Source organism: Exiguobacterium sp. s64, from assembly GCF_018618035.1.
Taxonomy (GTDB): domain Bacteria; phylum Bacillota; class Bacilli; order Exiguobacteriales; family Exiguobacteriaceae; genus Exiguobacterium; species Exiguobacterium mexicanum_A.
This window is the reverse complement of record NZ_JACSLH010000006.1, coordinates 77,364-99,509: the sequence shown is the minus strand read 5'-3', so window position 1 is coordinate 99,509 and position 22,146 is coordinate 77,364. Positions and strand designations below refer to the sequence as shown.

Sequence of the window (22,146 nt, the reverse complement as noted above, 5' to 3'; positions counted from 1 at the left end):
ATTCCTTTCCCGCTTTCGATTCAAAACAACCCTTCCGTCTCATGCTTGAGACGGATTTTTACGTTAACCGTTGTCAGAAAAACGTTTGTCGATGATAATGTAGAAAAATCTAACCATAATTGAGGTATTGCATATGAATGACGATCAACACTTATCACGTGTCGAACGCAGAAAGCGTGAGCTCGAACGGGAACGGTTGAGTGAAGAGGCTCAGCTAAACGAACAAGCTCGACACGAAACGATAAATCATCAAACAAACGAAGAGAACCCGGAAAGATGGGAGACGGGCCGGCAAGCAGAGGCGACACAAGGCGAGCATCCGTTTCTAAACCGAGCGAATGAACAGTCGTCTGAACCAAAAAAGAAAGCGCGCGACGTCCGGAAACCGAAAGCGAAGTTAACTCTTCCGTTCGGCACGAAACGTAAATCAAAGCCACTTCGAGAAGAACGACGGGAACCGAGACGCCAAACACGTGAACCGGAACGAACTCACGTCAAACATGAGGCGACCGCACCGAAAGACAAACCGCGCCGCCGGAAGTGGAAAGGGAAGCTATTGCTTGTCATGTTGCTCCTCCTCATCGGAGTCGGCTATATGGCAACGCGTCCTGTCACGTTTTTAGTGATGGGAAGTGACGCCCGCGTCGGAGAATCATTATCTGGATCACGGACGGACTCTTTACAGTTGATGGAATTTGTACCACGTTCACGCACTGTTCAAAACGTCTCGATTCCGCGGGACACGTATACAGCGATTCCTTGCGAACCAGAACGAGAAGGCGATAAAATCACCCATGCGTTCGCCTATGGCGGTGCGGATTGTACGGTCGGGGCGGTAGAAGGACTGACGGAAACCTCGGTCGACGGTCAAGTCGTGATCACGTTTGAAACGTTTATGGAATTGATTGACCTCGTCGGCGGCGTCAACGTCACAGCGACCCACTCGTTCAGCGAGAAAGGCTTCAATCAAACGTATGAGTACACAGAAGGAGTGTCTTACGCCATGGACGGGGACATGGCGCTCGCCTACGCCCGTCACCGGAAGACAGACACGGACGGTGCCCGCTCTAACCGCCAAACCGAAGTCATGTCGGCCGTCGCCGATAAATTGGCCAGTCCGACGGGGTGGACGAAAATCCCGGCGACGTATCGTTTCATGAAAGACGAAATGGGACTCGAAATGAATCCGTTGCAGATGGCATCGATCGGAATGACGATGGTATTACAGCCGCAGGTGGATAAACTTCAAATCGAAGGAGAAGACGCCTACATCGATAACGTCTATTACTATCAACCGACCGAAGCGAGTGTTCAAGCCATTCGTGACGCCCTCGACTTGACGATGTGGGGAACGGTGAGATAATTTCGCGAAAAGGGTTTGATTCCGTTCCGAAAGAGGAAATTTAATCAAATGAACTACTCTTTTGAGGAGGGAAATTTGAATGAAAGTTTTAGTCATTGGAGCAACAGGAAAAATCGGTAGACGTGTATTGAAAAGTTTAGCGAAATCGCATCAAGTGACCGCTTTAATTCGTTATCCTGAACTACAGGCAGAGTATGAAAAGATGGGTGCGCGCGTGCTCACCGTCGACGTCGAGAAAGAATTGGATAAAGGGATTCACGAGGCGACCTCGGGACAAGATGCCGTCATCATCGCGGCAACGGCAGGGGCAGATGGATCAAGCAAGGAAATCGAACTGCTGGACCGCAACGTCGCGATGAAAGCGATTGACGCTGCTAAAAAAGAACGTGTCCGTCACGTCGTCTTGCTCAGTGCATACGGCGCGGATCAACCGGACGCGGCACCGAAAGAACATTTCAACTTCTTGTCTGCCAATAACGCGGCCGATGAGTATATCGAACATAGCGGTTTAAACTACACGATCATTTGCCCAGTGACAATTGTAGATGGGCCAGGGAAAGGCTCGATTGAGGCATCGGAAGACTTGAGTGATGCGAATGGTGCGACGATTTCTGAAACGGACGTCGCGACGATCATCACCGCTTCGCTCGATAATCGTGGATTGTATGGCCGTCGGATCGAAGTGAAATCCGGCAGTACCCCAATCAATGAAGCACTCGATTTTGACAGTCGTGGGGAAGTGGCGACTGGAGGCAGAACAACGCTTCGTCGACCACAACGCTAACGAAAATCTGGAGGAGAAGGTGTCCTGATGGAACGAAAATTGTATAAAGATCCGTCTGATCAAATGATTGCCGGTGTCTGTTCGGGACTAGGGAAATACCTCGGGGTCGATGTCACGTTAATGCGCATCATCTTCGTCGTCCTCGCTTTGTTCGGGGGTCCTGGTCTATTGATTTATATCGTCCTGGCCATCGTCATGAAAAAACCGCCGTCAGAGTATGAGGCGGAGCAAGAAAATCGCTTTTAACAAAACGAGCTGACCGCATCGGTCAGCTCGTTTTTTATTCGGTATAGAGCGTGTAAGTCGCCTCGAACGACTCACCAGGGTCGAGCAATTGCATATCTTCTTTATGGTGGATGTCCTTCCGATGACCTTTGTAGTCAGCGTGTCCGAACCAAGGTTCGAGACAAGCGAACGGGGCGTCGGAGTGTGGAGGCGACCAGATGCCGAAATGGGTGAAGTGAGGGGATTCCATGACGATGGCCCGACCGCTCGGTTGATGTCGAAGCGCTGCGTACTCGATTTGTTCAAAGATGAGGGCATCTTGGTCGAACAAATGATGCGTCAGCGGGATGTAACGGCGTTCCCCGAGAGGTTGATAGGCACCCGTCAAGTAAGGTCCTTCGAGCAATAGACGGTCGAGTGTTCGCGTCTCCCCAAAGTCAATCGTATAGTCTTCAAACGTCCCCCCGGCAAATGGGATATTAAAGGCCGGGTGCCCGCCGATGCTGAACGGGAGGACGGTATCATCTCGGTTGACGACACGATACGTCACGCTCAACTCTTCGCCGATGAGGCGATAGATGACATTCAGTTCGAATGAAAATGGATAGTGTTTACGCGTCTCGACAGAATCGCGCAGGACAAAGCGGACGTGTGTGTCTGTTGCCTCGGCGACCTCGAACAGTTCGTCGCGCGCAAATCCGTGTTGGCTCATCGTGTACGTCATTCCGTCATATAAGTAACGGTCGTCGAGCAGGCGTCCGACGAACGGAAAAAGGATTGGGGCTTGCCGGCCCCAATACGTTGGGTCACCTTGCCAGAGGAGCTCCGTCCCGTCGACGTTCCAACTGGTCATTTCGGCACCGTGTGCTTTTAGTGTGACGCTAACTTTCTCGTTGTAAAGTTGCAAGATAGTTACTCTCCTTTGAATGATATGATAAGTTAAGTTTAGGAGTGAACAGTACACAGGACAAGGGGTAAATCATGCGATTTCATAAACTAGCGATTGGATTGATCATGGCTGGCCTCGTGGCCGGTTTAGGCTATAAAGGATATGACGAGTTTAATAGTCAGGCGAAGGAACCGGCGGTCAGCATCGCCACGGACGATAGCGTACTTGGCGGTCTCGAGGTCGGTCAACGCGCGCCGGCCCTTGAACTGGAGACGGTCGAAGGGGAACGCCTATCGCTCGCCGATTACAATGGACAGCCGGTTGTAGTGAACTTCTGGGCGACGTGGTGTCCTCCGTGCCGTGAAGAACTACCTGAACTGATTAAATTTAGCGATGAGACGGGCGTCCCTGTGCTAGGCGTGAACATCACGAATAACGAACGTCGCGGCCGACGAGATGTCGATGCATTTTTAGAAGAAGTGCCGCTCAGTTTCCCGGTCCTGTTAGACGAAGACGGCGAGGCTGTAAAAACGTATCGCATTGTGGCCATGCCGACGACCTATGTCATCGGATCAGACGGTGTGATCACCGCCAAACAAGTCGGACCGGTCGATTTCGATTGGTTGCGAGACAAAACAAAGTAAACGAACGGACAAAGACAGACTGGGAGTGAACCGGTCTGTCTTTGTCTACTTTTTATAATGTTGTTTGATGAGCGCATCAAAATTCGGTGTCATGTCTTCCTCGAGATAATAGTGATGATTGTCTCGAATGATTGTATCGCCAACACGTGCTTCTGATGGCAAGAATCGTCTTGGGATGAAACTCGAGCCGTTGTTCCAACGTAACACGGCATACTTCCCTTCGACCCGCACTAATGTGCCGTACTTAATCATGCCTCTTCCTCCTCAACGAACAGCTTTCTGTCTCTTTATTCTTATAGAGTGTATTCCCACATTCCACAAAAGCTACACATATTTGCGCAAGGCTGGACAAGCAAATGGGAACTCAAAGAGGTGACGAAATTGTGAAGAAAGTTAGGAGAAAACGCTTTCTTTTTTGTTTGTTTTCTTCTATAATGAAGGCACGGGGTGATTTTGACGAATTTGTGAACAATGGGGGTATGGTCAATGTTTTCATCAGCTATGATTGGATTGCTCGCCTTAACCGGCGTGACCATTTATGGGATTGACCGTATGTTCACGGTCCGTTCAGAGCGCATCACAAAGAAATAGGTCTACATAATAGGGGGGATCGCAACGTCTTGGGGAGACGTTGCGATTTTTTTGTGTCAATAATCTTGCTGCCGTGACTCGCGATCTTTCGCTTTTTGTTCGACGTGCTTACGGTTCCGTTCATGGACGCGTTGGAAAAAGGCGTGCTCGGGCCAATGGGGAGACCAAACGCGTTCTTCTGGCAAGGCGAGGATATATTCTTCGGCGGCGCTCAGTCGCTCCATCATTTTGCTGCGATCGTCGCATAAATCGCCGTGGCCCGGGACGAGCCACCGAATCTCATACTCATAAATGGCGGCTTGGAGTTTTTGCAAGGAATTCAAATACGCCTCGGCATCATGCTCGATGAACGGAGGCTCGATATTGGACCCGTAGTCACCACAAATCAGGAGCCGCAGCGGTTCGACGATTAAAGACATATGAGTCGACTCGTGTCCTGGCGTCAATAAAAACGTGATGGGGGTAGAGCCGAGTGCGAGCGTCCCGTCCTCGGAGATCATGATGTCGACGGCCGGTTTGACGATGGGGCGATCGATATAGTACTGCTCATAAAACGACTGGATCTCGTCTAACTGCGAGCGCGCATCCGTCTCGACGAACGCCTGAGATGCGATGACGGTCGCATCGGGAAACGCATAGGCACCGATAATATGGTCGTAATGCTGGTGCGTATAGATGACATACAGCTTTTTGCCTTGTCGACGCAGTTCGACGTCTCGGCGGATGGTGGCAATCTCTTCAGGCAGCCAGTTCGGATCGATGACGATTAAGCTCTCATTCGTCTCAATCAACGTCGAAGTCGTTCGCATGAGTGCACTTTCGTAAACAGTGAACGGTTGAAGACGTACTTGAATCACGGGAATCCCTCCTTCTTGTCTTCCATCCTTTTCCCGAATCGTCATCATTTAAGCGTCGCCGGTATGACTGCTATTATCGTGAAAAACAAAAAAAGCAGAACGTCGAATGACGTCCTGCTTCATGCACGGTGTACCGTGCGGTTATGTGTGCGAGCAAATTCTCGCGTATATGTCGGTAATTGGAGCGGGTGAAGAGAATCGAACTCTCGTCATCAGCTTGGAAGGCTGAGGTTTTACCATTAAACTACACCCGCATATGAAATTTTAAAATGGAGCGGGTGAAGAGAATCGAACTCTCGTCATCAGCTTGGAAGGCTGAGGTTTTACCATTAAACTACACCCGCGAAACGCTTAACGTTACGGTAATATAATAGCACAAGATTTTAGCTTTGCAAACCCTTTTTTGAAAAAACATTGGTTGTTGCGGCTAGGTCGTCTTGCTAAGATAATAGGAGAGAGGAGTGGATGGGGCATGAGTGAGCGTAAATCCTATTTACAGATGATGAGCGAGGGCTTTCGGATGATGAAAGAAGGCAAACAAATTAATCATGAGACGAAGCTGCGCCAATGGACATTCTCAATCAGCCGTGAGGCGAATTGGCATGTGATTCTCCGGACAGAGCGCTTGAAATGGGTCAGTCCGGCGACCGATCAGTTCATCATTGAACCGTTATTCGTCCAAATCGGGACGTTACAGCTCACGCGTCATCTCGAAACGAACGAAGTACGTTTGACTATCGATGAAGAATGGGGAATTGAAAGTAAGGTCGTCTGTGACGACCAGGAGTGGGAACGATTCGTCGCGTCGCTCAAACAATTGAAGGGGGAGTAGTCGTGAGTCGAGAAAGGCTATATCGGATTGAAGCGGAAGCTCGGGGCAGTGCCTGGCGAGCCCGTGTATTGACCGGCATCCAACGATTCCGCTTTTTTAAAGGGGAATTGCTCGCACCGACTGAACGTCCTTATGTCGTCTTGAGTATCTCTCAAGACAAGCAGGCGCTTCCCGATTTGATTGAGACGGATATGGGCGTTTTGCTCATCCACGAACGGATTGGCCCGATTTTTATGAACTTATGCCCATACGATATTCAACTCGTTCGCGTCGAGTTGCACACGAGCACCGGGAAAACGGATCAATACTGTGCACTCAATGTGTTACGCCGCTTTGAGATTGAACATCTCGAGGACTCTGGTGAGTATCGTCCACTAGACCCGGACCGGCTCTACTTTTTATCACGACAAACCGTGAGATTGAATTTATTCGGGCATATGATTGCCCAAGATCGAAACAGCCAACGCCTTTACGTGACGGAGCGTCTCAAATATGCGCTTCAAGCGAAAATGGTGACTGGACTAGCATTCAAGAAGACGAAGGAGCAAACAGCATGAAGGAATACGAGATTGACGGATGGATCCGTCTATCCTACCCAGAACACTTTGAATATAACGAAGAAGAAGACCACGTCAGTTTTTACTCGGTCGAGGCAGACGCACAAGGGACGCTTCAAATGTCCATCTATGAAGCGGAGGAAGCGCAAGCCCCGAGTGACGCCGCGCTTCAAGAGTTGAACACGTTCTTAGGCGAGTTCCCAATCGACGTCAAAGTCGCCCCAAGCGTCACGTCGGAGGCCGGCGGCATGACGACGGCCTACGCGAGCGGAATTGAAGACGGCATGCATCTCGACGTATGGTCGTTGACAGACGGGAAGCGACTTTTGTTTTTGACGTATGTCGCCGATGAAGTGACGAATGAAAAGTTGGAAATCGAATCGATTATCGACTCGATCGAATGGACATAACAAGAGACACGCACCTATAACGGTTGCGTGTCTCTTTGTGTCTTACTGGAATTTCGGTACATCGAAGTAAAGCGTGTAGGCGTCAAGCTGTTGGTACATGTTATACATACTGGTTGTTTGTTTCGTCGCCCATGCGATGTCTGAAGCGTATTGGTCTGTGCCGGTGTTACTTGGATTGAACCGCATCTTATAGAGTGTGTTCTGTTTCCGGCTCGGATTGTTGATATACGAGTCGCCGATGAACTTGGCACCGCCGATGATGGCAGCTTCCGGTGTGAACCAGCCTTCTTTATAAGCGCGTTCGGCACCTTTGACATGGGCGTTCCCATCGATCGCACCAATGCCATACATGTTGTAGACGGTCTTCGGCGTGACGGCCTTGCCGTCGACGCTCGAGACGAGCGTTCCGGTAGCGAGGCCAGATGTGCCGTGACCTGTTTCAATCAATGCATGTGACAATAGATAAATCTCATTGACGTTATGCGTGCGTGAGGCGTCGATGAACGCCTGGCCACGGCCTGCTAAAATACCTTTTCCAATGAGCGACTTGTTCAAGACGCTGGCAGTCAAGTCAGCGCCCTTCGACAAATCTAGGAATTGGAAGTACTCACGCGAAGTTTTAGCAAACGATGATGGGGAGACTTGGCGCGTGATTTCTTCATCCGTCGCCCGTCGCCATGATTGGTCGAAGACACGGATATGGTATCCGCTCGGACGATAATAAGCGATTGTATAGTATTGATCCGTTTCCCCTGTAATGGCGACATCTTCACCGGGATTGATTACCCCAAACGAGTGGGACGTCATCGCTGCATCTTTTAATACATTGACGTTCCCAGCGACGTTAGCGGCACTCACGTATCCGGTGAATAATCCGTACTTCACTTTGTACCACGTCGTCGAGCCGACTTTATGTGTACCAAGGTAGTCGAGTTTCGTATTGGTCGATACGCTGGTCACGTTCGTTGATGCTGACGATGCGGTCGCCTTCAAATACTGGAATCGAGTTGAGTACAGTTCGGTTGCTATGACTTTTCCGGCCGGTGCGGTCGCTGTTGCCATGACATAGCCCGTAAAGGAACCATATTTCACTTTATACCAAATTGCGGTCCCGACTTGCTGAGAGCCGAGGTAAGCAAGTTTAGTGTGATTCGGTAACGTAGCGAGAGTCGTTGCAGAAGACGAAGCGGTAGATTTTAGATATTGAAACTTCGTCGTGAATAGTTCACCTGTCGTGCTCTTGGAAATCAGCGACTTCGGCACATACGCGTTCGCGGCCCGGAAAGCGTCTGATTGAGAAATGACGTTTCGCTGGGTAGCCACCATCGTCGCGAGCGTATACGGATAAGCCGTCTCTGTGATCACCATCTCTTTACTGCCGGCAACAGGCGGCGTGTACGGTTTCGTATACGTGAGGGAGATGTACCCTTTCACGAGCGAACCGTTGACGAGATACGAGATGACGCCCCAGTCGCTACCGACAATCGGTTTCACTTTGACGACCGTGCCGTTCGCGAGCGTGCCGATAACGTTTCCGTCCACCGGCTTCGTCCGAACGTTCAACGTGCCATTGTTAGCGACGACGACCTCGACTTCCCGTTCAGCTTCTAACTGTTCTTCCGGAGCCGGTGGCTTGTCGGCGAAATAAGCGGCGGTCGCATAGCCCGTGAGCGAGCCGTACTTGATTTTGTACATCGAACTCGTCAAGCCAGCCTCAGAAATTTGCTGAACTTTCGTTCCCGTCGGAATGACGGCGATTTTTGTTTTCGGTGAAACAGACCGGTCATAGAGGACGACTCGTTGCGTCGTATAATAATCGGTCACGACGATCACCTCCGGTTTGTCGACTGAGAAATGGCGTGAAGCTGCATAGCCCGTTTTCCCGTCGTAACGTACTTTAAACCATGAGCTCGACAATCCGCTCTGCGAAATCTGCTCGATTTTCGCGCCGAATGGAATCGTGTCAATTTTCGTCGCACCCGAAGCCGATGAATTATACATCGCCACGTTGCGAATCGCGTAATAAGGTTTGATCACAATCACTTCTGGCGGAGTCGTCGAGAAGTTTCGAGCCGCGGCATAGCCGGTCACGCCATCATATTCAATCTTGAACCACGAACTTGCGAGTCCGGCCTCTGACACTTGTGTCACTTTGCTACCGGCCCGGATTGTCCGTAGACGTTCCGCCCCTGAAGCTGATGATTTATACAAGACGAGGTCACGAGCGGCATAGTAAGGCGTCCGCACGACGGTTTCTGGTTTTGTCTTTGAGAAATTACGTGCTGCCGCATAGCCGGTCACGCCATTGTAGCGGATTTTGAACCAAGATGAGCTCAGCCCTGGCATCGCGAGTTGTTCGACTTGGGCACCGAGTGGGATCGTCGCGATTTTCGTCGCGCCCGAGGCGGAACTGTTATAGAGAGCGACGTTCTTGACCGCGAAGTAAGGGGTCGTCGCTTCCGGCGTCAAGAGCGAAGTCGAGAAGTTCCGGGCCGGGGCGTATCCGACGGTCGAGCCGTACTCGATTTTAAACCACGAACCGGTCGCGCCGAGTGAGGCGAGGTGCGTCACTTTGGCACCTGCCGGAATCGTTCCAATTTTCGTCGCCCCTGAACCTGTCGAGTCATACAGCACGGCTGTCTTGACAGTATAGTAAGGCGTTTCGACAGGCGTCGTCGGTGTGAAGTAGCGGGCTGCAACGTAACCTGTATATTTCCCGTAAGTCACTTTCATCCACGAGCCGGTCGCGCCGTGCGAAGAGATATAGGTCACGGTCGCGTTTTTCGGGATCGTCGTGAGGATGACGGCAGAAGTCGACGTCGACGAACGCAAGTTGACGTTCGCGTCCGCTGTGTAGGCCGATGCCGTTGTCGTCGCTGTCTTTTCAACGGTTGATTTCAATGTCAAATACGTCGCCGACACGTAGCGTTTTTCGCCCTCGAATTCGATTTGGGCCCAGTTATCGTTCGTTGTGTACACTTGAACGGTCTCGCCTTGCGTCAATTTCCCGACAATGTCCGAAGTGGTCGAAGTGGCGGAACGTACGTTTAAAATAGATGTATTCACGGTTCCTTCGTATGTTGCTGCATATGAATGAGCGGGAACAAGCGTACTCAACATTGTGCTAGAGATGAGGACGGCCGTGCTCAATCGTGTGATTGTTGGCTTCAATGTGTTACCCCTTTCGGTGAATACAGATCAACATGTATGTATTCATGTAGTGTGCGGTCTAAGTATAGCGTACTTAAAAATTGGAAAGAAGAATGTAAATTACAAAAAAGGTAAATGAATTAGAAAAGTGATGTATTATTATGGAAAGAAAAAAGAACCTCCTAGGAAATGGAGGTTCTTTTTTCGAATTGTACGGTTTGATGCATCCAATCGCCGATATCGGTCCACACGTCTTGTCGTTGTCGTTCACGCAAAATCTCATGTCTGGCATTGTCATAGGTGAGAACGGTCAACTCGATATCGGCAACTTGGTGTTTATGAACGATTCCCGTGAGTCCTTCACCGTCATGGACGACCGGATCGTCAGCCCCGACAACGAACAAGATGGGTAACGTTTTCGGATGCTCGTGAATCCGGGCAGTGGACGTCACATCGAGTGAGGCGCGGGCGACCTCATGCAAGTAGCCGAGCGTCGGAATGCCACCGCAATCCGGGTCGTTTACATAGGCGGATACTTCTTCTGGAACGCTTGAAATCCAATCGCTCTCGGTCGTGGCGGGTAAGAACTTTAAGTTGTATCGTCCGAACAGCAAGCGTTCGAAAAAGCGAGATTCATATTGGCTCTTTTTGAACCGGATGGCCAAATCGATCGCATACAGTCCGATCCGCCCGATCCATCCCGAATGTGGAGGCGGAGACACGGCGATGACGCCAGCCAGGCGATGACCTAACCGTTGCCCGAGGCGACGGGCGAGCAGTGAGCCGAAACTATGGCCGAGGACGACAGTCGGCAACTCGTCTTGATAGTGATCGAGGAGTGAGATAGCGTCATCAACCATTTGATCAAATCCTTCATGTGGAGACAAGTGGGCGTAAGTGGACTGATCCCGTGCCAAAGAACCGGCACCGCGGAGATCGCATAGGAATACGTTAAAACCAATTTCTGACAAAAAATCAGCGAATTCGACATATCGTCGGTGATGCTCGAGCATACCGTGAAAGATGAAGCAATTTCCAATTGGTTGTAAGATGGGAATGTGTAGCACATGCGTCCGATACCCGTCCGCATACGTATGTTCCGTGACATCCATCTGTATCCCTCCGAGTCGTTTAAAATAATCCGATCGCTTTACCGGTCTCGTCGATTCCCATATTCAAGGCGGCCGGTTGCTTCGGCAGACCCGGCATCGTCAAGACGTTTCCGGTCAAGGCGACGAGAAAGCCAGCGCCGACCGACGGTTTCAACTCTCTTACGGTCACAGTGAACCCGTGCTGGTAACCGAGTTTCGTCGGGTCGTCTGACAGCGAGAACGGCGTCTTCGCCATACAAATCGGCAAGTGTTGCCAGCCGTTCGCTTCGATTTGAGCCATTTGTTTTTTTGCGGTCGCGGTGAACGTGACGTCGGCCGCCCCATACACTTCACGGGCGATCGTCAAGATTTTTTGTTCGATCGAATCGGTCAACGCATAGAGCGGGGTGAATGCACTCTCATTCGACTCAATCGTCTCGATGACGGCCTCGGCGAGCGCGCGTCCGCCTTGGCCTCCGTTTGACCACACTTCACTGAGCGCCAATCGAATGTGGTTCGCTTCACACCAGTCGAGGACGGCCGCCAACTCTTCGGTCGTGTCTGAATTGAATCGGTTGAGGGCGACGACGGTCGGCAAGCCAAGTTTCCCCATCGTCTCGACATGTTTGGCGAGAAGTTTTAATCCGTTCCCGACGGCTCCGACGTTCTCGACGTGGAGTTGGTCTTTGGCGACGCCGCCATGCATTTTCAAGGCACGGACTGTCGCCACGAGGACGACGGCGTCCGGATTTAATTTACCGATGCGTGACTTGATGTGACAGAACTTCTCGGCACCGAGGTCGGCTCCGAATCCCGCTTCGGTGACGACGTATTCACCGAGCTTGAGCGCAGTTTTTGTCGCAATCAACGAGTTGCAGCCGTGAGCGATGTTGGCGAACGGACCACCATGAACAAGCGCGGGCGTCTGTTCGAGTGTTTGCACCAGGTTCGGCTTGAACGCTTCTTTCAACAACAGTGTCGCGGCACCAGCCGCCCCGATTTGTTCGGCCGTGATCGGTTCGTTGTCTTGATCGTAGGCGACGACGATGCGCTTGATGCGTGCCTCGAGGTCGGTCAACGAATCGGCGAGGCAGAGGATGGCCATGATTTCAGACGCCACGGTAATGTCAAATCCGTCTTCACGCGGTACCCCGTGGGCACTGCCGCCGAGGCCGATCGTCACGTGACGAAGTGCACGGTCATTCAAGTCGAGGACACGTTTCCAAACGATTTTACGGACGTCGATCCCGAGGTCGTTCCCTTGATGAAGGTGATTATCGAGCATGGCGCTGATCGTGTTATGAGCTGCGGTGATCGCATGCATGTCACCTGTGAAGTGAAGGTTGATGTCTTCCATCGGCAACACTTGGCTGAAACCGCCGCCGGCCGCACCGCCTTTTAAGCCCATCGTCGGACCGAGTGATGGTTCACGTAGACAAACGATTGCTTGTTTATCGAGTTGATTCAACGCTTGTCCAAGTCCGACGGTCACGGTCGACTTTCCTTCGCCGGCTGGAGTCGGATTGATCGCCGTGACGAGGATGAGTTTCCCGTCTTCTCGAGTCGCCATCCGATCGATGACATCGAATGATAACTTGGCTTTATATTTCCCGTATAGATCGAGGTCATCTTCTTGTAAACCGAGTTTTTCCGCAATCTCTTTGACAGGTAGCATCTCGGCTTGTTGGGCAATTGTTAGGTCGGATAACGGTTTAATCGTCGTCATGTATAAAATCCCTCCACTTTCGAACATTATAACCTATTTAGTACATTTCATTCGTGAATCGACCCGGAATCAAGGTTTAATCTTTCGTTAGGGAAGACTCGTTCGTGTTGTCATTGAGTTTATCATAACCCATCGCTTCGTAGAATTCACCCATTGAGTGCAATATATTCCACCCTTTCCGTCAAATGTATCCGTTTTCATTTTTGGTCCAGGAAGGTAAGTTGATAGTGGAGGCGATGAACATGACAGAAACACCGAAACGAATCAAACGGAGACGAAATTGGAAGAAGCCGGCGAGTTTTATCGCATTCGTTGGTCCGGCCTTTTTGGCATTTGTGGCAATCGTGCTTATTCCATTTTTCAACGGGATTTATTACAGTTTCACAGATTGGAACGGTGTGACGGGGCAATTGAATATGGTCGGACTGGACAACTACCATCGGATTTTATTTGAAGATGAACAGTTCCGCGCTTCGTTCTGGATCACAACGAAATATACGCTCGTGGCCGTGGTGCTGACGAATATCGTCGGCTTCCTATTGGCTTTACTATTGACGATGAATATTAAGACGCGCAATATTCTGCGCACCGTCTTTTTCATGCCAAACTTGATTGGCGGGCTTATTCTCGGGTTCATTTGGCAGTTTATCTATGTGAAGGGCTTTGAATCAATCGGTGCATTGACGGGGTGGAGTCTGTTCGAACTGCCGTGGCTAGGTGACGCTCAGACGGCGTTCTGGGGCATCGTCATCGTCGCCATTTGGCAAGGTGGGGGCTATGTCATGGTCATTTACATTGCGGCGCTCCAAAATGTGCCGACAGATTTACTTGAAGCGGCTAAAATCGACGGGGCAAACCGGTTGAAGATGCTTCGTCATATCACCCTCCCCATGATCATGCCGTCGATCACGATTTGTCTGTTCTTGACCATCTCATGGTCGTTCAAAGTATTCGATACGAACTTATCACTGACGAACGGCGGGCCGTTCAAATCGACGGAGATGCTCGCTTTGAACATCTATACCGAATCGTTTGTGAATAATAACTACGGACTCGGCTCGGCGAAAGCAGTCATCTTCTTCCTCGTCGTCGCGGCGATTACCGTCACGCAAGTGTACTTGACGAAAAAGCGGGAGGTGGAGGCATGACGACGGAAAAAATTGAACGCATCGAAGCGAATATCGATCAGGCACCACGACAATTGTTGCCGCAAAAGCCGTTGCGGACGGGCGGATATACGGCGGGGCTCGGTCTCGTCGAGTTGGTGGCGATTTTACTCGGGCTCTTGTACCTCGTCCCGTTCTATTACGTCATCGTCAACTCGTTCAAATCGATCGCCGAGATTTACACGAATACGTCTGCCTTGCCGAACGTTTGGCTCGCCTCGAACTATTCAGAGGCATGGGAGGCGATGAACTACGGACGCGTCTTCTTGAACTCGCTCCTCATCACGGCCGGCGCGAACCTACTGATCGTGTTGTTCACATCGATGGCGGCTTGGAAGCTCGTCCGGACGAAACATTGGATTTCGACGGTCATCTTCTTCTTGTTCGTCGCGGCGATGGTCATCCCGTTCCAGTCAATCATGATTCCGCTCGTGAAAGTATCGAGCGTACTCGGGTTGTTAAACAGCCATTGGGGACTGATGGTCATGTATCTCGGGTTTGGGTCAGGCATCTCCGTGTTCTTATATCACGGGTTTATGAAGTCGATTCCGGAAGAAATCGAAGAAGCAGCCATCATTGACGGTTGCTCGACGTGGGGCGTCTTTTGGCGCATCGTGTTCCCGCTTTTAAAACCGATCACGGTGACAATCATCATCTTGAACAGCCTTTGGATTTGGAACGACTTTCTGTTACCTTCACTTGTCCTCCGAGACATCGAACTGCGGACGATTCCGCTCGCGACGTTCTATTTCTTCGGACAATATACAAAACAATGGGATTTGGCACTCGCAGGTTTAGTCCTTGGGATCGTTCCGCTCCTCGTCTTTTTCTTCGGTATGCAAAAGCATATTATCAAAGGGATTACGAGCGGCTCGATCAAATAACCCTTCCCAAGGGATCTCCCCCGTCCGCTACACGGGGGAGAATTTTTTTTGAAAAAAGCTGTTGACATTTGTCGGAATATTTATAATAATTGGGTCAATTCAATTGTGAACGACATTGAAAGGACGAGTACACAGAAGACGTAAGCAAAGCGAGCCGGGGAAGGTGAGAGCCCGGACTGAAATCTCTGTCGAAGAACCTCCTGGAGTCGCTACCCGAACGCTTTGCAAGTAGACGTAGCCGGAATGTTCCCCGTTATCGGAACTACGAGATGTTCGTCTCGAAAAAGTGAGTAGATTCGTCTACTAATTTGGGTGGCACCGCGGAGCTTGAAGCCTTCCGTCCCATAGTCCATGGGATTGGAGGGCTTTTTTCTATTGCTCCGTCCCAAAATCCCACAATTGGAGGAAGAAAACATGACAACGACAGCAACAAGCAAGATGAAAGCGAAACAACAGGCGATTACAGTAGTGAAGGCGACATTCGAAGACAAGTTCAGCACGGCGCTTGGGTTGACACAAGTGCAGGCCCCGCTGTTCGTCACATCGGCGAGCGGTGTCAACGACCACTTGAACGGCGTCGAACGCATTATTCAGTTCGACACGCAGTATCCGGGACACGAACTTGAAATCGTTCAGTCGCTCGCGAAATGGAAACGAGAAGCGCTCGGCCGTTACGGATTCGAGGTCGGGGAAGGCTTGTACACCCAGATGCGCGCCATCCGTCGTGATGAAGAGCTCGACGCGACGCACTCGCTTCACGTCGACCAATGGGATTGGGAACGCGTCATCGCCCGGGAACACCGGACGACGGAGTACTTGAAGGCGACGGTCGAATCGATTTACGCGGCACTCCGCGAGACGGAACAGACGGTCGAATCGATGTACGGGATTGAGGCGATTTTGCCAGAGACGATTCATTTCTTGACGAGCCAAGAACTCGAAGACCTTTACCCGACGCTCACACCAAAAGAACGTGAGCACGCGATTTGTAAAGCGTACGGTGCGGTCTTCCTCTCGCAAATCGGTGGTGCACTCGCCTCAGGCGATAAGCATGACGGTCGTGCGGCCGACTACGATGACTGGTCACTCAACGGCGACATCCTCGTCTGGCACCCGGAACTCGAATCGGCGTTCGAATTGTCGTCGATGGGGATCCGTGTCGACGAGACGGTACTCGCTGAGCAGTTGGCTACTGCCGGTGCCGAAGAGAAACGGAAGTACCCGTTCCACCAAGCCGTCCTCGAAGGACGCCTCCCGCTTACCATCGGAGGGGGCATCGGGCAATCCCGTGTCGCCATGTACTTGCTTCGTGCCCGCCATATCGGCGAAGTCCAATCTTCGGTTTGGCCGAGTGAGATGATCACCGCGTGTGAAGAAGCCGGAATCAGCCTGTTGTAATTATATAGAAGAAACTAAAACCAGGACTTTCTTTTTCAATAAGAAAGTCCTGGTTTTCTGTGCAACATTTTCCACCCTACACGTCAATTTTGACACCTACATAATGGAAGCGTTTTCATCTAAAGTTAGGGTGTACCGATTGGAATCATGATTGTCGACTCTATACTTAGGGAGGAAGCGAAATGAAACGTAAATGGAGATTATCGACCGCCGTGATGACGGCTGGGATGGTATTGACTCTTGCGGCCTGTGGCGGCGGGTCGCTTACGGAAGATGAAGGATCGAACGATGCGAACGCGGATAGCGGGGACAAACAAGACGTCACGTTGAACGTCTTCCAGTTCAAGGCGGAAATCGCCAAAGACCTCGAGGCGATGGCGAAAGAATACGAAGAAGAGACGGGCGTCAAAGTGACCGTCCAAACGGTCGGAGGCGGAGCCGACTATGGGGCAGCGCTCAAGTCCCAGTTCGCGTCAGGCAATGAACCGGACATCTTCAATAACGGTGGCTTCACCGAAGCACAAACGTGGAAAGACAAGTTGGAAGACTTGTCGGACGAGAAATGGGTCGGTGACTTGACCGAAGTGGCCAAAGAACCGATGACGATGGACGACAAACTGTACGGGATGCCGATGAACTTGGAAGGCTATGGTTTCATCTATAATAAAGAGCTGTTCGATAAGGCGGGCGTCAGCGAACTGCCGAAGACGTTGTCTGAGTTGACGGATGCGGCTGAGAAGTTGGATAAAGCAGGCATCACGCCGTTCTCGGTCGGTTATGCCGAATTCTGGATTCTCGGTATCCATTTGCTCAACATTCCGATGGCGCAGCAAGACGATCCGGATGCGTTTATCCAGGCGCTGAACGAGAATAAAGGAAAATTCGAGGACAACGAGCAATTCCAACAGTTCTTGAAACTGTTCGACCTCACGATCAAATATGGAAATAAAAATCCACTTACGACGGACTATAACACGCAAGTCACTCAGTTCGCTCAAGGTGAGACGGCGATGCTTCAACAAGGGAACTGGGCGCAACAGATGATTCTTGACGTGAACCCGGACATCGAGATGGGCTTTGTGCCAATTCCGATCAATGATGACAAAGAGAAGATGGACCGCCTCCCGGTCGGTGTCCCGAACAACTGGGTCGTCAACAAAAACTCCGAGTATAAGGAAGAAGCGAAGGATTTCCTCGAATGGATGGCGACGTCCGATACGGGTAAAGACTACATGGTCAACAAGTTCAAATTTATCCCGGCGTTCAAATCGATTGAAGCGAACGACCTTGGACCACTTGCGGACGATATCTTGGCCTATTCAAACGAAGGCAAGACGATCTCGTGGAACTGGTTCAAGTATCCGGATGGTGCGGTCAACGAGTATGGCGCACTGATGCAAGCATACGTGGGCGGTCAAAAGACAGGCGACGAGATGCTTCAAGACTTCACGAAAGTATGGGCCGATAAGGCGAAATGATAGCAACACAAGCGGCGAAATGATAGCAACACAAGCGGCGAAATGATAGCAACACAAGCGGCGAAATGATAGCAACACAAGCGGCGAAATGACCCCTTCGCCACTTGTGTTTTTTTATGAAGAAACTGTCACATGAATCCTATAAAAATGACACATACCCCCCTAGGGTTTTCGTACAATATGTTCTGTAAGCGATTCATCAAGAGGAGGGGTTATGAAACGACTATGCGGGTTACTCGCGTTATGGTTCTTCTCACCGATCACTGTTCAAGCGAACGAGGAACCGGTGTCGCTCAAAGAACCGATTGTGATTCAATCGAACGAAACGTTTAACGGTGAAGGAAAGCGGTTCAGTAGTTGTGAACATCCTGCGTTTCAACTCGAAGGGACCGGGGCCGTGCTCGAGAACGTCGAGATCGAACAGTGCGAACGGACGACCGTATCCGCGGTGCTCGTCGTGGGACTCGGTCATCAAGTCATCGACGTTACGATTGAGGCGACCGGGACCGGGATCGCCGTCGAGAACAGTTACGGGGTCAGGTTGATTCGACCGAACGTGACAGGGAAGGGTGAGGAGGAAGGAATCTCCATCGAGGATAGCGAGGCGACCGTCATCAAAGGAGCCATCGTCGACGACGTCCGTGACGGCATTTATATTGAAAACGGGACCGGACACGAGTTGACCCGGCCGCTCGTCACGAACTCACGATACGGCGAGTCATGGGCGCTCCATCCGCTTGACGGTGGGATTGACTCAGGCCAGGTCGTCGCTTTATGCGGCAGTAACGGGGCTGGGAAGTCGACGCTGTTGAATCTTATGAACGGCACGATTCCCCCAAGCGTCGGGAGCGTATCCTTAAGGGTCGAACGATCGATGGCGGGAAGACGTACCATCGGACGTTTGGATACATGCCAGACGACTTTGCGTTCGATCCGTCTTGGACCGTCGGTGAGACGTACGCCTATTACACATTATGGCAAGGCGTGAAACCAGATTTAGCGCTGTTGGAGCGCGTCGGTCTCGATGGATTGAGAAACCGAGCCGTCGGGAAGTTGTCGAAAGGGATGCGTCAACGTCTCCTACTGGCGCAGGCGCTCGTGACGAAACCTGACATCTTGCTCCTCGATGAACCGACGAACGGACTCGATCCGACTTGGATGTGTCTGCTCGGTGGCTTGTTGCGGGAAGAAGCTGAGCGTGGTGCGACGATCGTCTGCTCGACACACCAGCTTGATGTGGCAGCGATGCTCGCTGATGAAGTATGGATGCTCAAGGACGGTCGGCTCGCAGGTCGCGTCCTCGTCACGGACGAAGCGGCGGCTTATGCTGAAATCAAACGTTTCTTTTTCGAATCGGAAGTTGAGGCTTGTCAAACCGGCGCGGCTCGCACAAAATAATAGACAGTTGAAGTGGTGCTCGGAACCTTCCGGCACCGCTATTTTATTGGGGAGATGAAACAAATGAGAAAGAATGTTACGGTCGCGCTGTTGTTGGCGACTTTTTTAGCGGCGATTGAAGGGACGGTCGTCTCCGTCGCAACGCCGGTCATCGCGAGCGAATTGAATGGGGCTGCCCTCGTAAGCTGGGTGTTTGCCGCCTTCTTGCTGTTCACGGCGGTATCGACACCAATCTATGGGAAGGTGGCCGATTTGTTCGGCCGAAAGCGTGTCCTGTTATTTGGAATCGGGCTGTTCACGCTCGCCTCACTTCTTTGCGGACTTGCCACATCGATGGAACAACTGATTGTCTTCCGGGCGCTTCAAGGGCTCGGCGCCGGTGCGGTATTACCGATCTCGATGACGATTATCGGCGATTTGTATAAATACGAAGAGCGCGGCAAGATTCAAGGGATTTTGAGCGCGGTGTGGGGCGTATCGGGCGTGCTCGGTCCGGTCATCGGCGGGTTCTTGGTCGAGACGTTGTCTTGGCGTTACGTCTTCTTATTGAACGTACCGTTCGCACTTTTATCGTTCATCATGATCGTCACGTTCTATAAAGAGACCGTGACCGAGACGACGGAACGGATTGACGTCAAAGGAGCGCTGTTGTTTGCGTTCGGTACGACGGCGTTCTTGTATGGGCTGATCACGTTCAGCGAGACGAACGTCTGGACGGCCTCGGTCGTCGCCAGTGCCGTTTTCAGCGTCATCTTGCTCACCAGTTTCTTCGTATCGGAACGACGGGCGAAGACACCGTTGTTGCCACTCGAATTATTGAAACAACCAATCATCGCGTCGATCAATGGGGCCGTCTTCTTCGCGGCGTGGGTCCTCGTGTCAATGTCGGCCTATATCCCGATTTGGGCACAGGCCGTCCTTGGGAAATCAGCGACCGAAGCCGGATTCATGCTCATGCCACTCTCGGTCGCTTGGACATTCACGTCGATTATCGGCGGCCGTACACTTGGAGCGGCCTCGCCACGGCGTCGGGCCGTGACAGGAATGAGTCTCTTGTTGATCGGGACAATCATCTTGACGCTGCTCACGCAATCAAGCCCAGATCTGTTCGTCTACCTCGCTGTCGCCATTATTGGCGTCGGGTTCGGCTTGTCACAGCCGATGTTCATCGTTGTCTTGCAGACCGTCGTATCTTACCGGCAACGCGGGACCGCGACGGCCGCGAACTCATTTTTGAGTACAGTCGGTCAGACGCTCGGTGTTGCCGTGTTTGGTGCAGTATTCAACTTTATCGTCCTCAGCGGTTTCCGTGACGAGGCGGGCTTGAGCGACGTATCACTCGAATCGTTCTTTAATCGAAGCGTCACCGAGACGTTAAACACGACGGTCCGGCTCCAAGGCGAGCAACTCATCGCCACCGGATTGAATACCGTCTTCATCGGAGCGGCACTCGCGGCGTTCATCGCGTTGTTGATCGCGCTTCGCTTACCAGCTAATCCACCTGAACCTTCACGCGACAACTAAAGACACGGTATGATGGTGAAAAGGAGGCGATCATGTTGAAACGATGGATCCTTGTGTTATCTCTTGCCGTATTAGCAGGTTGTGCATCGGAACCTGCTGACGCACCGGCGCCAAAAGAGACTCCGGGCAAAGAGTCGACCGAAGAAACACCTGCGGAAGATACACCAGGCGATGCACCAACATCGGAAGCAGACGATTCGCTGACATTCGGTGCGAGCGAGTCTGTCGTTAAGCAATTGGACGTACCGTGGTCGATGGTAAGGACCGACGAAGGATGGCTTATCTCGGAACGAGGTGGCACAATCGCCGTCATCGATGCGGACGGGAATCTCGATCGACAACCGGTCGTCCTCGAAGAAGATGTGCTCGAAATCGGCGAGGGTGGTTTACTCGGCCTGGCCTTGACGACAGATTTCACGACATCCCGACAAGTGTACGCCTATCATACGTACGGGACACCTGGGGACGTACGAAACCGGGTCGTCGAATTGACGTGGGACGGGGAGCGCTTTGAAGAGACGGCTGTCGTGCTCGATGAGATCCCAGGCGCCCAGTTCCACAACGGCGGCCGCTTATTGCTCGATGGCGACGCACTTTGGGTCACCACGGGAGACGCCCTCGTTCCGGATCTCGCTCAAGATGAGACGTCGATTGCCGGAAAAGTGTTACGGGTGTCCTTATCCGGAACAGGCGAGCCGACCGATTGGATTTATTCGTCGGGCCACCGCAATCCCCAAGGTTTGACGAAAGTTGGCGACACGCTCTATGCGAGTGAACATGGGGCGTCCGGTCACGATGAAGTGAACATTCTCGAGCGGGGAAACAACTATGGCTGGCCGCTCATCGAGGCAGACAAGGAACAAGATGGTCTCGAGACACCATGGTTCGAAGTCGGGGAGACATCGTGGGCACCTTCGGGAATCGCGGCGGACGACCGTTACGTATACATGGCGACGCTTCGGGGGAATCGCCTTGTTGCCATCGACCGAGAGACAAAAGAGGTCACCCCGCTCGTCGAGGACAAAGGGCGTATCCGTGATGTCTGGTTAGGAGACGGAGAGCTCTACTTCATCACGAACAATACGGATGGACGCGGAAATCCGAGCAATGAGGATGATCAGCTGTATCGCTTGACCCTCGAATAGAAACTGACACCCGTGTCAGTTTCTATTTTTTTGT

At 51.7% G+C, this 22,146-nt stretch carries 19 protein-coding genes, 2 tRNA genes, 2 pseudogenes and 1 other annotated feature; of the genes and pseudogenes, 15 read left to right on the top strand and 8 right to left on the bottom strand.

The genetic code is table 11. The features are described 5' to 3' along the window. Nucleotides 1-133 precede the first annotated feature (133 nt). From KNP64_RS10350 to KNP64_RS10340, 3 genes are all read left to right on the top strand, one after another. On the top strand, nucleotides 134-1,363 hold the full coding sequence (locus KNP64_RS10350; protein WP_214793163.1) for an LCP family protein: 1,230 nt from the start codon (nucleotides 134-136) through the stop codon (nucleotides 1,361-1,363). Nucleotides 1,364-1,442: 79 nt separating this feature from the next. Beyond that, entirely contained in the window at nucleotides 1,443-2,147 is a 705-nt protein-coding gene (locus KNP64_RS10345; protein WP_034781176.1) for an SDR family oxidoreductase, read from the top strand. 27 nt (nucleotides 2,148-2,174) lie between these two features. Continuing rightward, a complete protein-coding gene (locus tag KNP64_RS10340) occupies nucleotides 2,175-2,393 on the top strand; it encodes a PspC domain-containing protein (RefSeq protein ID WP_034781174.1) in 219 nt (72 codons plus the stop codon). 34 nt (nucleotides 2,394-2,427) lie between these two features. Here KNP64_RS10340 and KNP64_RS10335 read toward each other — a convergent pair whose 3' ends face one another. Next, nucleotides 2,428-3,279 (bottom strand): aldose 1-epimerase family protein, encoded by an 852-nt coding sequence (locus KNP64_RS10335; protein WP_251126401.1) that lies wholly within the window; start codon nucleotides 3,277-3,279, stop codon nucleotides 2,428-2,430. A gap of 74 nt (nucleotides 3,280-3,353) precedes the next feature. Between KNP64_RS10335 and KNP64_RS10330 the strand changes: the two genes are divergently transcribed. Continuing rightward, nucleotides 3,354-3,905, top strand: coding sequence for a TlpA family protein disulfide reductase (locus KNP64_RS10330; RefSeq protein WP_138859961.1), 552 nt, complete (start codon nucleotides 3,354-3,356; stop codon nucleotides 3,903-3,905). 45 nt (nucleotides 3,906-3,950) lie between these two features. On the opposite strand, the gene KNP64_RS10325 is transcribed toward KNP64_RS10330, so the two are convergent. From KNP64_RS10325 to KNP64_RS10310, 4 genes are all read right to left on the bottom strand, one after another. After that, the gene (locus tag KNP64_RS10325) at nucleotides 3,951-4,157 is read right to left on the bottom strand and encodes a DUF3006 domain-containing protein (protein ID WP_016508383.1); all 207 of its coding nucleotides are present in this window, start codon (nucleotides 4,155-4,157) and stop codon (nucleotides 3,951-3,953) included. Nucleotides 4,158-4,552: 395 nt separating this feature from the next. Further along, nucleotides 4,553-5,353 carry an MBL fold metallo-hydrolase gene (locus tag KNP64_RS10320; protein ID WP_034781170.1) on the bottom strand — a complete coding sequence of 267 codons (801 nt, stop codon included), beginning with the start codon at nucleotides 5,351-5,353 and terminating at the stop codon, nucleotides 4,553-4,555. 180 nt (nucleotides 5,354-5,533) lie between these two features. Next, a tRNA-Gly gene (locus KNP64_RS10315) sits at nucleotides 5,534-5,607 on the bottom strand. A gap of 16 nt (nucleotides 5,608-5,623) precedes the next feature. Further along, nucleotides 5,624-5,697: transfer RNA gene (locus KNP64_RS10310), tRNA-Gly, on the bottom strand. Nucleotides 5,698-5,825: 128 nt separating this feature from the next. Here KNP64_RS10310 and KNP64_RS10305 point away from each other — a divergent pair. Genes KNP64_RS10305 through KNP64_RS10295 form a run of 3 tightly spaced genes read left to right on the top strand, consistent with a single transcriptional unit; the run spans nucleotide 5,826 to nucleotide 7,152 of the window. Next, nucleotides 5,826-6,185 (top strand): hypothetical protein, encoded by a 360-nt coding sequence (locus tag KNP64_RS10305; protein ID WP_034781168.1) that lies wholly within the window; start codon nucleotides 5,826-5,828, stop codon nucleotides 6,183-6,185. A gap of 2 nt (nucleotides 6,186-6,187) precedes the next feature. After that, entirely contained in the window at nucleotides 6,188-6,742 is a 555-nt protein-coding gene (locus tag KNP64_RS10300; protein ID WP_214793166.1) for a hypothetical protein, read from the top strand. Then, nucleotides 6,739-7,152: a hypothetical protein gene (locus KNP64_RS10295; protein WP_214708708.1), complete on the top strand. Its 414-nt coding sequence runs from the start codon at nucleotides 6,739-6,741 to the stop codon at nucleotides 7,150-7,152. The genes KNP64_RS10300 and KNP64_RS10295 overlap by 4 nt, the downstream gene beginning before the upstream one ends. Before the next feature lie 42 nt (nucleotides 7,153-7,194). On the opposite strand, the gene KNP64_RS10290 is transcribed toward KNP64_RS10295, so the two are convergent. The 3 genes from KNP64_RS10290 to KNP64_RS10280 all read right to left on the bottom strand — a co-directional run bounded on the left by KNP64_RS10290 (nucleotide 7,195) and on the right by KNP64_RS10280 (nucleotide 13,119). Then, the gene (locus tag KNP64_RS10290; RefSeq protein ID WP_215114005.1) at nucleotides 7,195-10,218 is read right to left on the bottom strand and encodes an SH3 domain-containing protein; all 3,024 of its coding nucleotides are present in this window, start codon (nucleotides 10,216-10,218) and stop codon (nucleotides 7,195-7,197) included. Between the two features lie 266 nt (nucleotides 10,219-10,484). Next, the gene (locus tag KNP64_RS10285; protein WP_214793172.1) at nucleotides 10,485-11,414 is read right to left on the bottom strand and encodes an alpha/beta fold hydrolase; all 930 of its coding nucleotides are present in this window, start codon (nucleotides 11,412-11,414) and stop codon (nucleotides 10,485-10,487) included. 19 nt (nucleotides 11,415-11,433) lie between these two features. Continuing rightward, the gene (locus tag KNP64_RS10280; protein ID WP_214793175.1) at nucleotides 11,434-13,119 is read right to left on the bottom strand and encodes a formate--tetrahydrofolate ligase; all 1,686 of its coding nucleotides are present in this window, start codon (nucleotides 13,117-13,119) and stop codon (nucleotides 11,434-11,436) included. Nucleotides 13,120-13,361: 242 nt separating this feature from the next. Between KNP64_RS10280 and KNP64_RS10275 the strand changes: the two genes are divergently transcribed. The 8 genes and pseudogenes from KNP64_RS10275 to KNP64_RS10240 all read left to right on the top strand — a co-directional run bounded on the left by KNP64_RS10275 (nucleotide 13,362) and on the right by KNP64_RS10240 (nucleotide 22,112). Continuing rightward, nucleotides 13,362-14,267, top strand: coding sequence for a carbohydrate ABC transporter permease (locus KNP64_RS10275; RefSeq protein ID WP_034781156.1), 906 nt, complete (start codon nucleotides 13,362-13,364; stop codon nucleotides 14,265-14,267). After that, on the top strand, nucleotides 14,264-15,169 hold the full coding sequence (locus KNP64_RS10270) for a carbohydrate ABC transporter permease (RefSeq protein WP_251126400.1): 906 nt from the start codon (nucleotides 14,264-14,266) through the stop codon (nucleotides 15,167-15,169). Before KNP64_RS10275 ends, KNP64_RS10270 begins: the two co-directional genes overlap by 4 nt. Before the next feature lie 106 nt (nucleotides 15,170-15,275). Beyond that, nucleotides 15,276-15,517: a binding site (T-box leader), on the top strand. Nucleotides 15,518-15,583: 66 nt separating this feature from the next. After that, nucleotides 15,584-16,567, top strand: coding sequence for an aspartate--ammonia ligase (gene asnA, locus KNP64_RS10265; RefSeq protein WP_371815333.1), 984 nt, complete (start codon nucleotides 15,584-15,586; stop codon nucleotides 16,565-16,567). 182 nt (nucleotides 16,568-16,749) lie between these two features. Next, nucleotides 16,750-18,045, top strand: a complete 1,296-nt coding sequence (locus KNP64_RS10260) for an ABC transporter substrate-binding protein (protein WP_214793178.1) — start codon at nucleotides 16,750-16,752, stop codon at nucleotides 18,043-18,045. Between the two features lie 214 nt (nucleotides 18,046-18,259). After that, nucleotides 18,260-18,700, top strand: a pseudogene (locus KNP64_RS14990) (right-handed parallel beta-helix repeat-containing protein); the annotation flags it as partial. A gap of 24 nt (nucleotides 18,701-18,724) precedes the next feature. Further along, nucleotides 18,725-19,443 (top strand): annotated as a pseudogene (locus KNP64_RS10250) (ABC transporter ATP-binding protein). 63 nt (nucleotides 19,444-19,506) lie between these two features. Then, nucleotides 19,507-20,967, top strand: coding sequence for an MDR family MFS transporter (locus tag KNP64_RS10245; protein WP_214793187.1), 1,461 nt, complete (start codon nucleotides 19,507-19,509; stop codon nucleotides 20,965-20,967). A 35-nt stretch (nucleotides 20,968-21,002) separates the two neighbouring features. Next, complete coding sequence (locus KNP64_RS10240) at nucleotides 21,003-22,112, top strand: PQQ-dependent sugar dehydrogenase (protein ID WP_251126399.1); 1,110 nt, start codon at nucleotides 21,003-21,005, stop codon at nucleotides 22,110-22,112. Nucleotides 22,113-22,146: the final 34 nt, after the last annotated feature.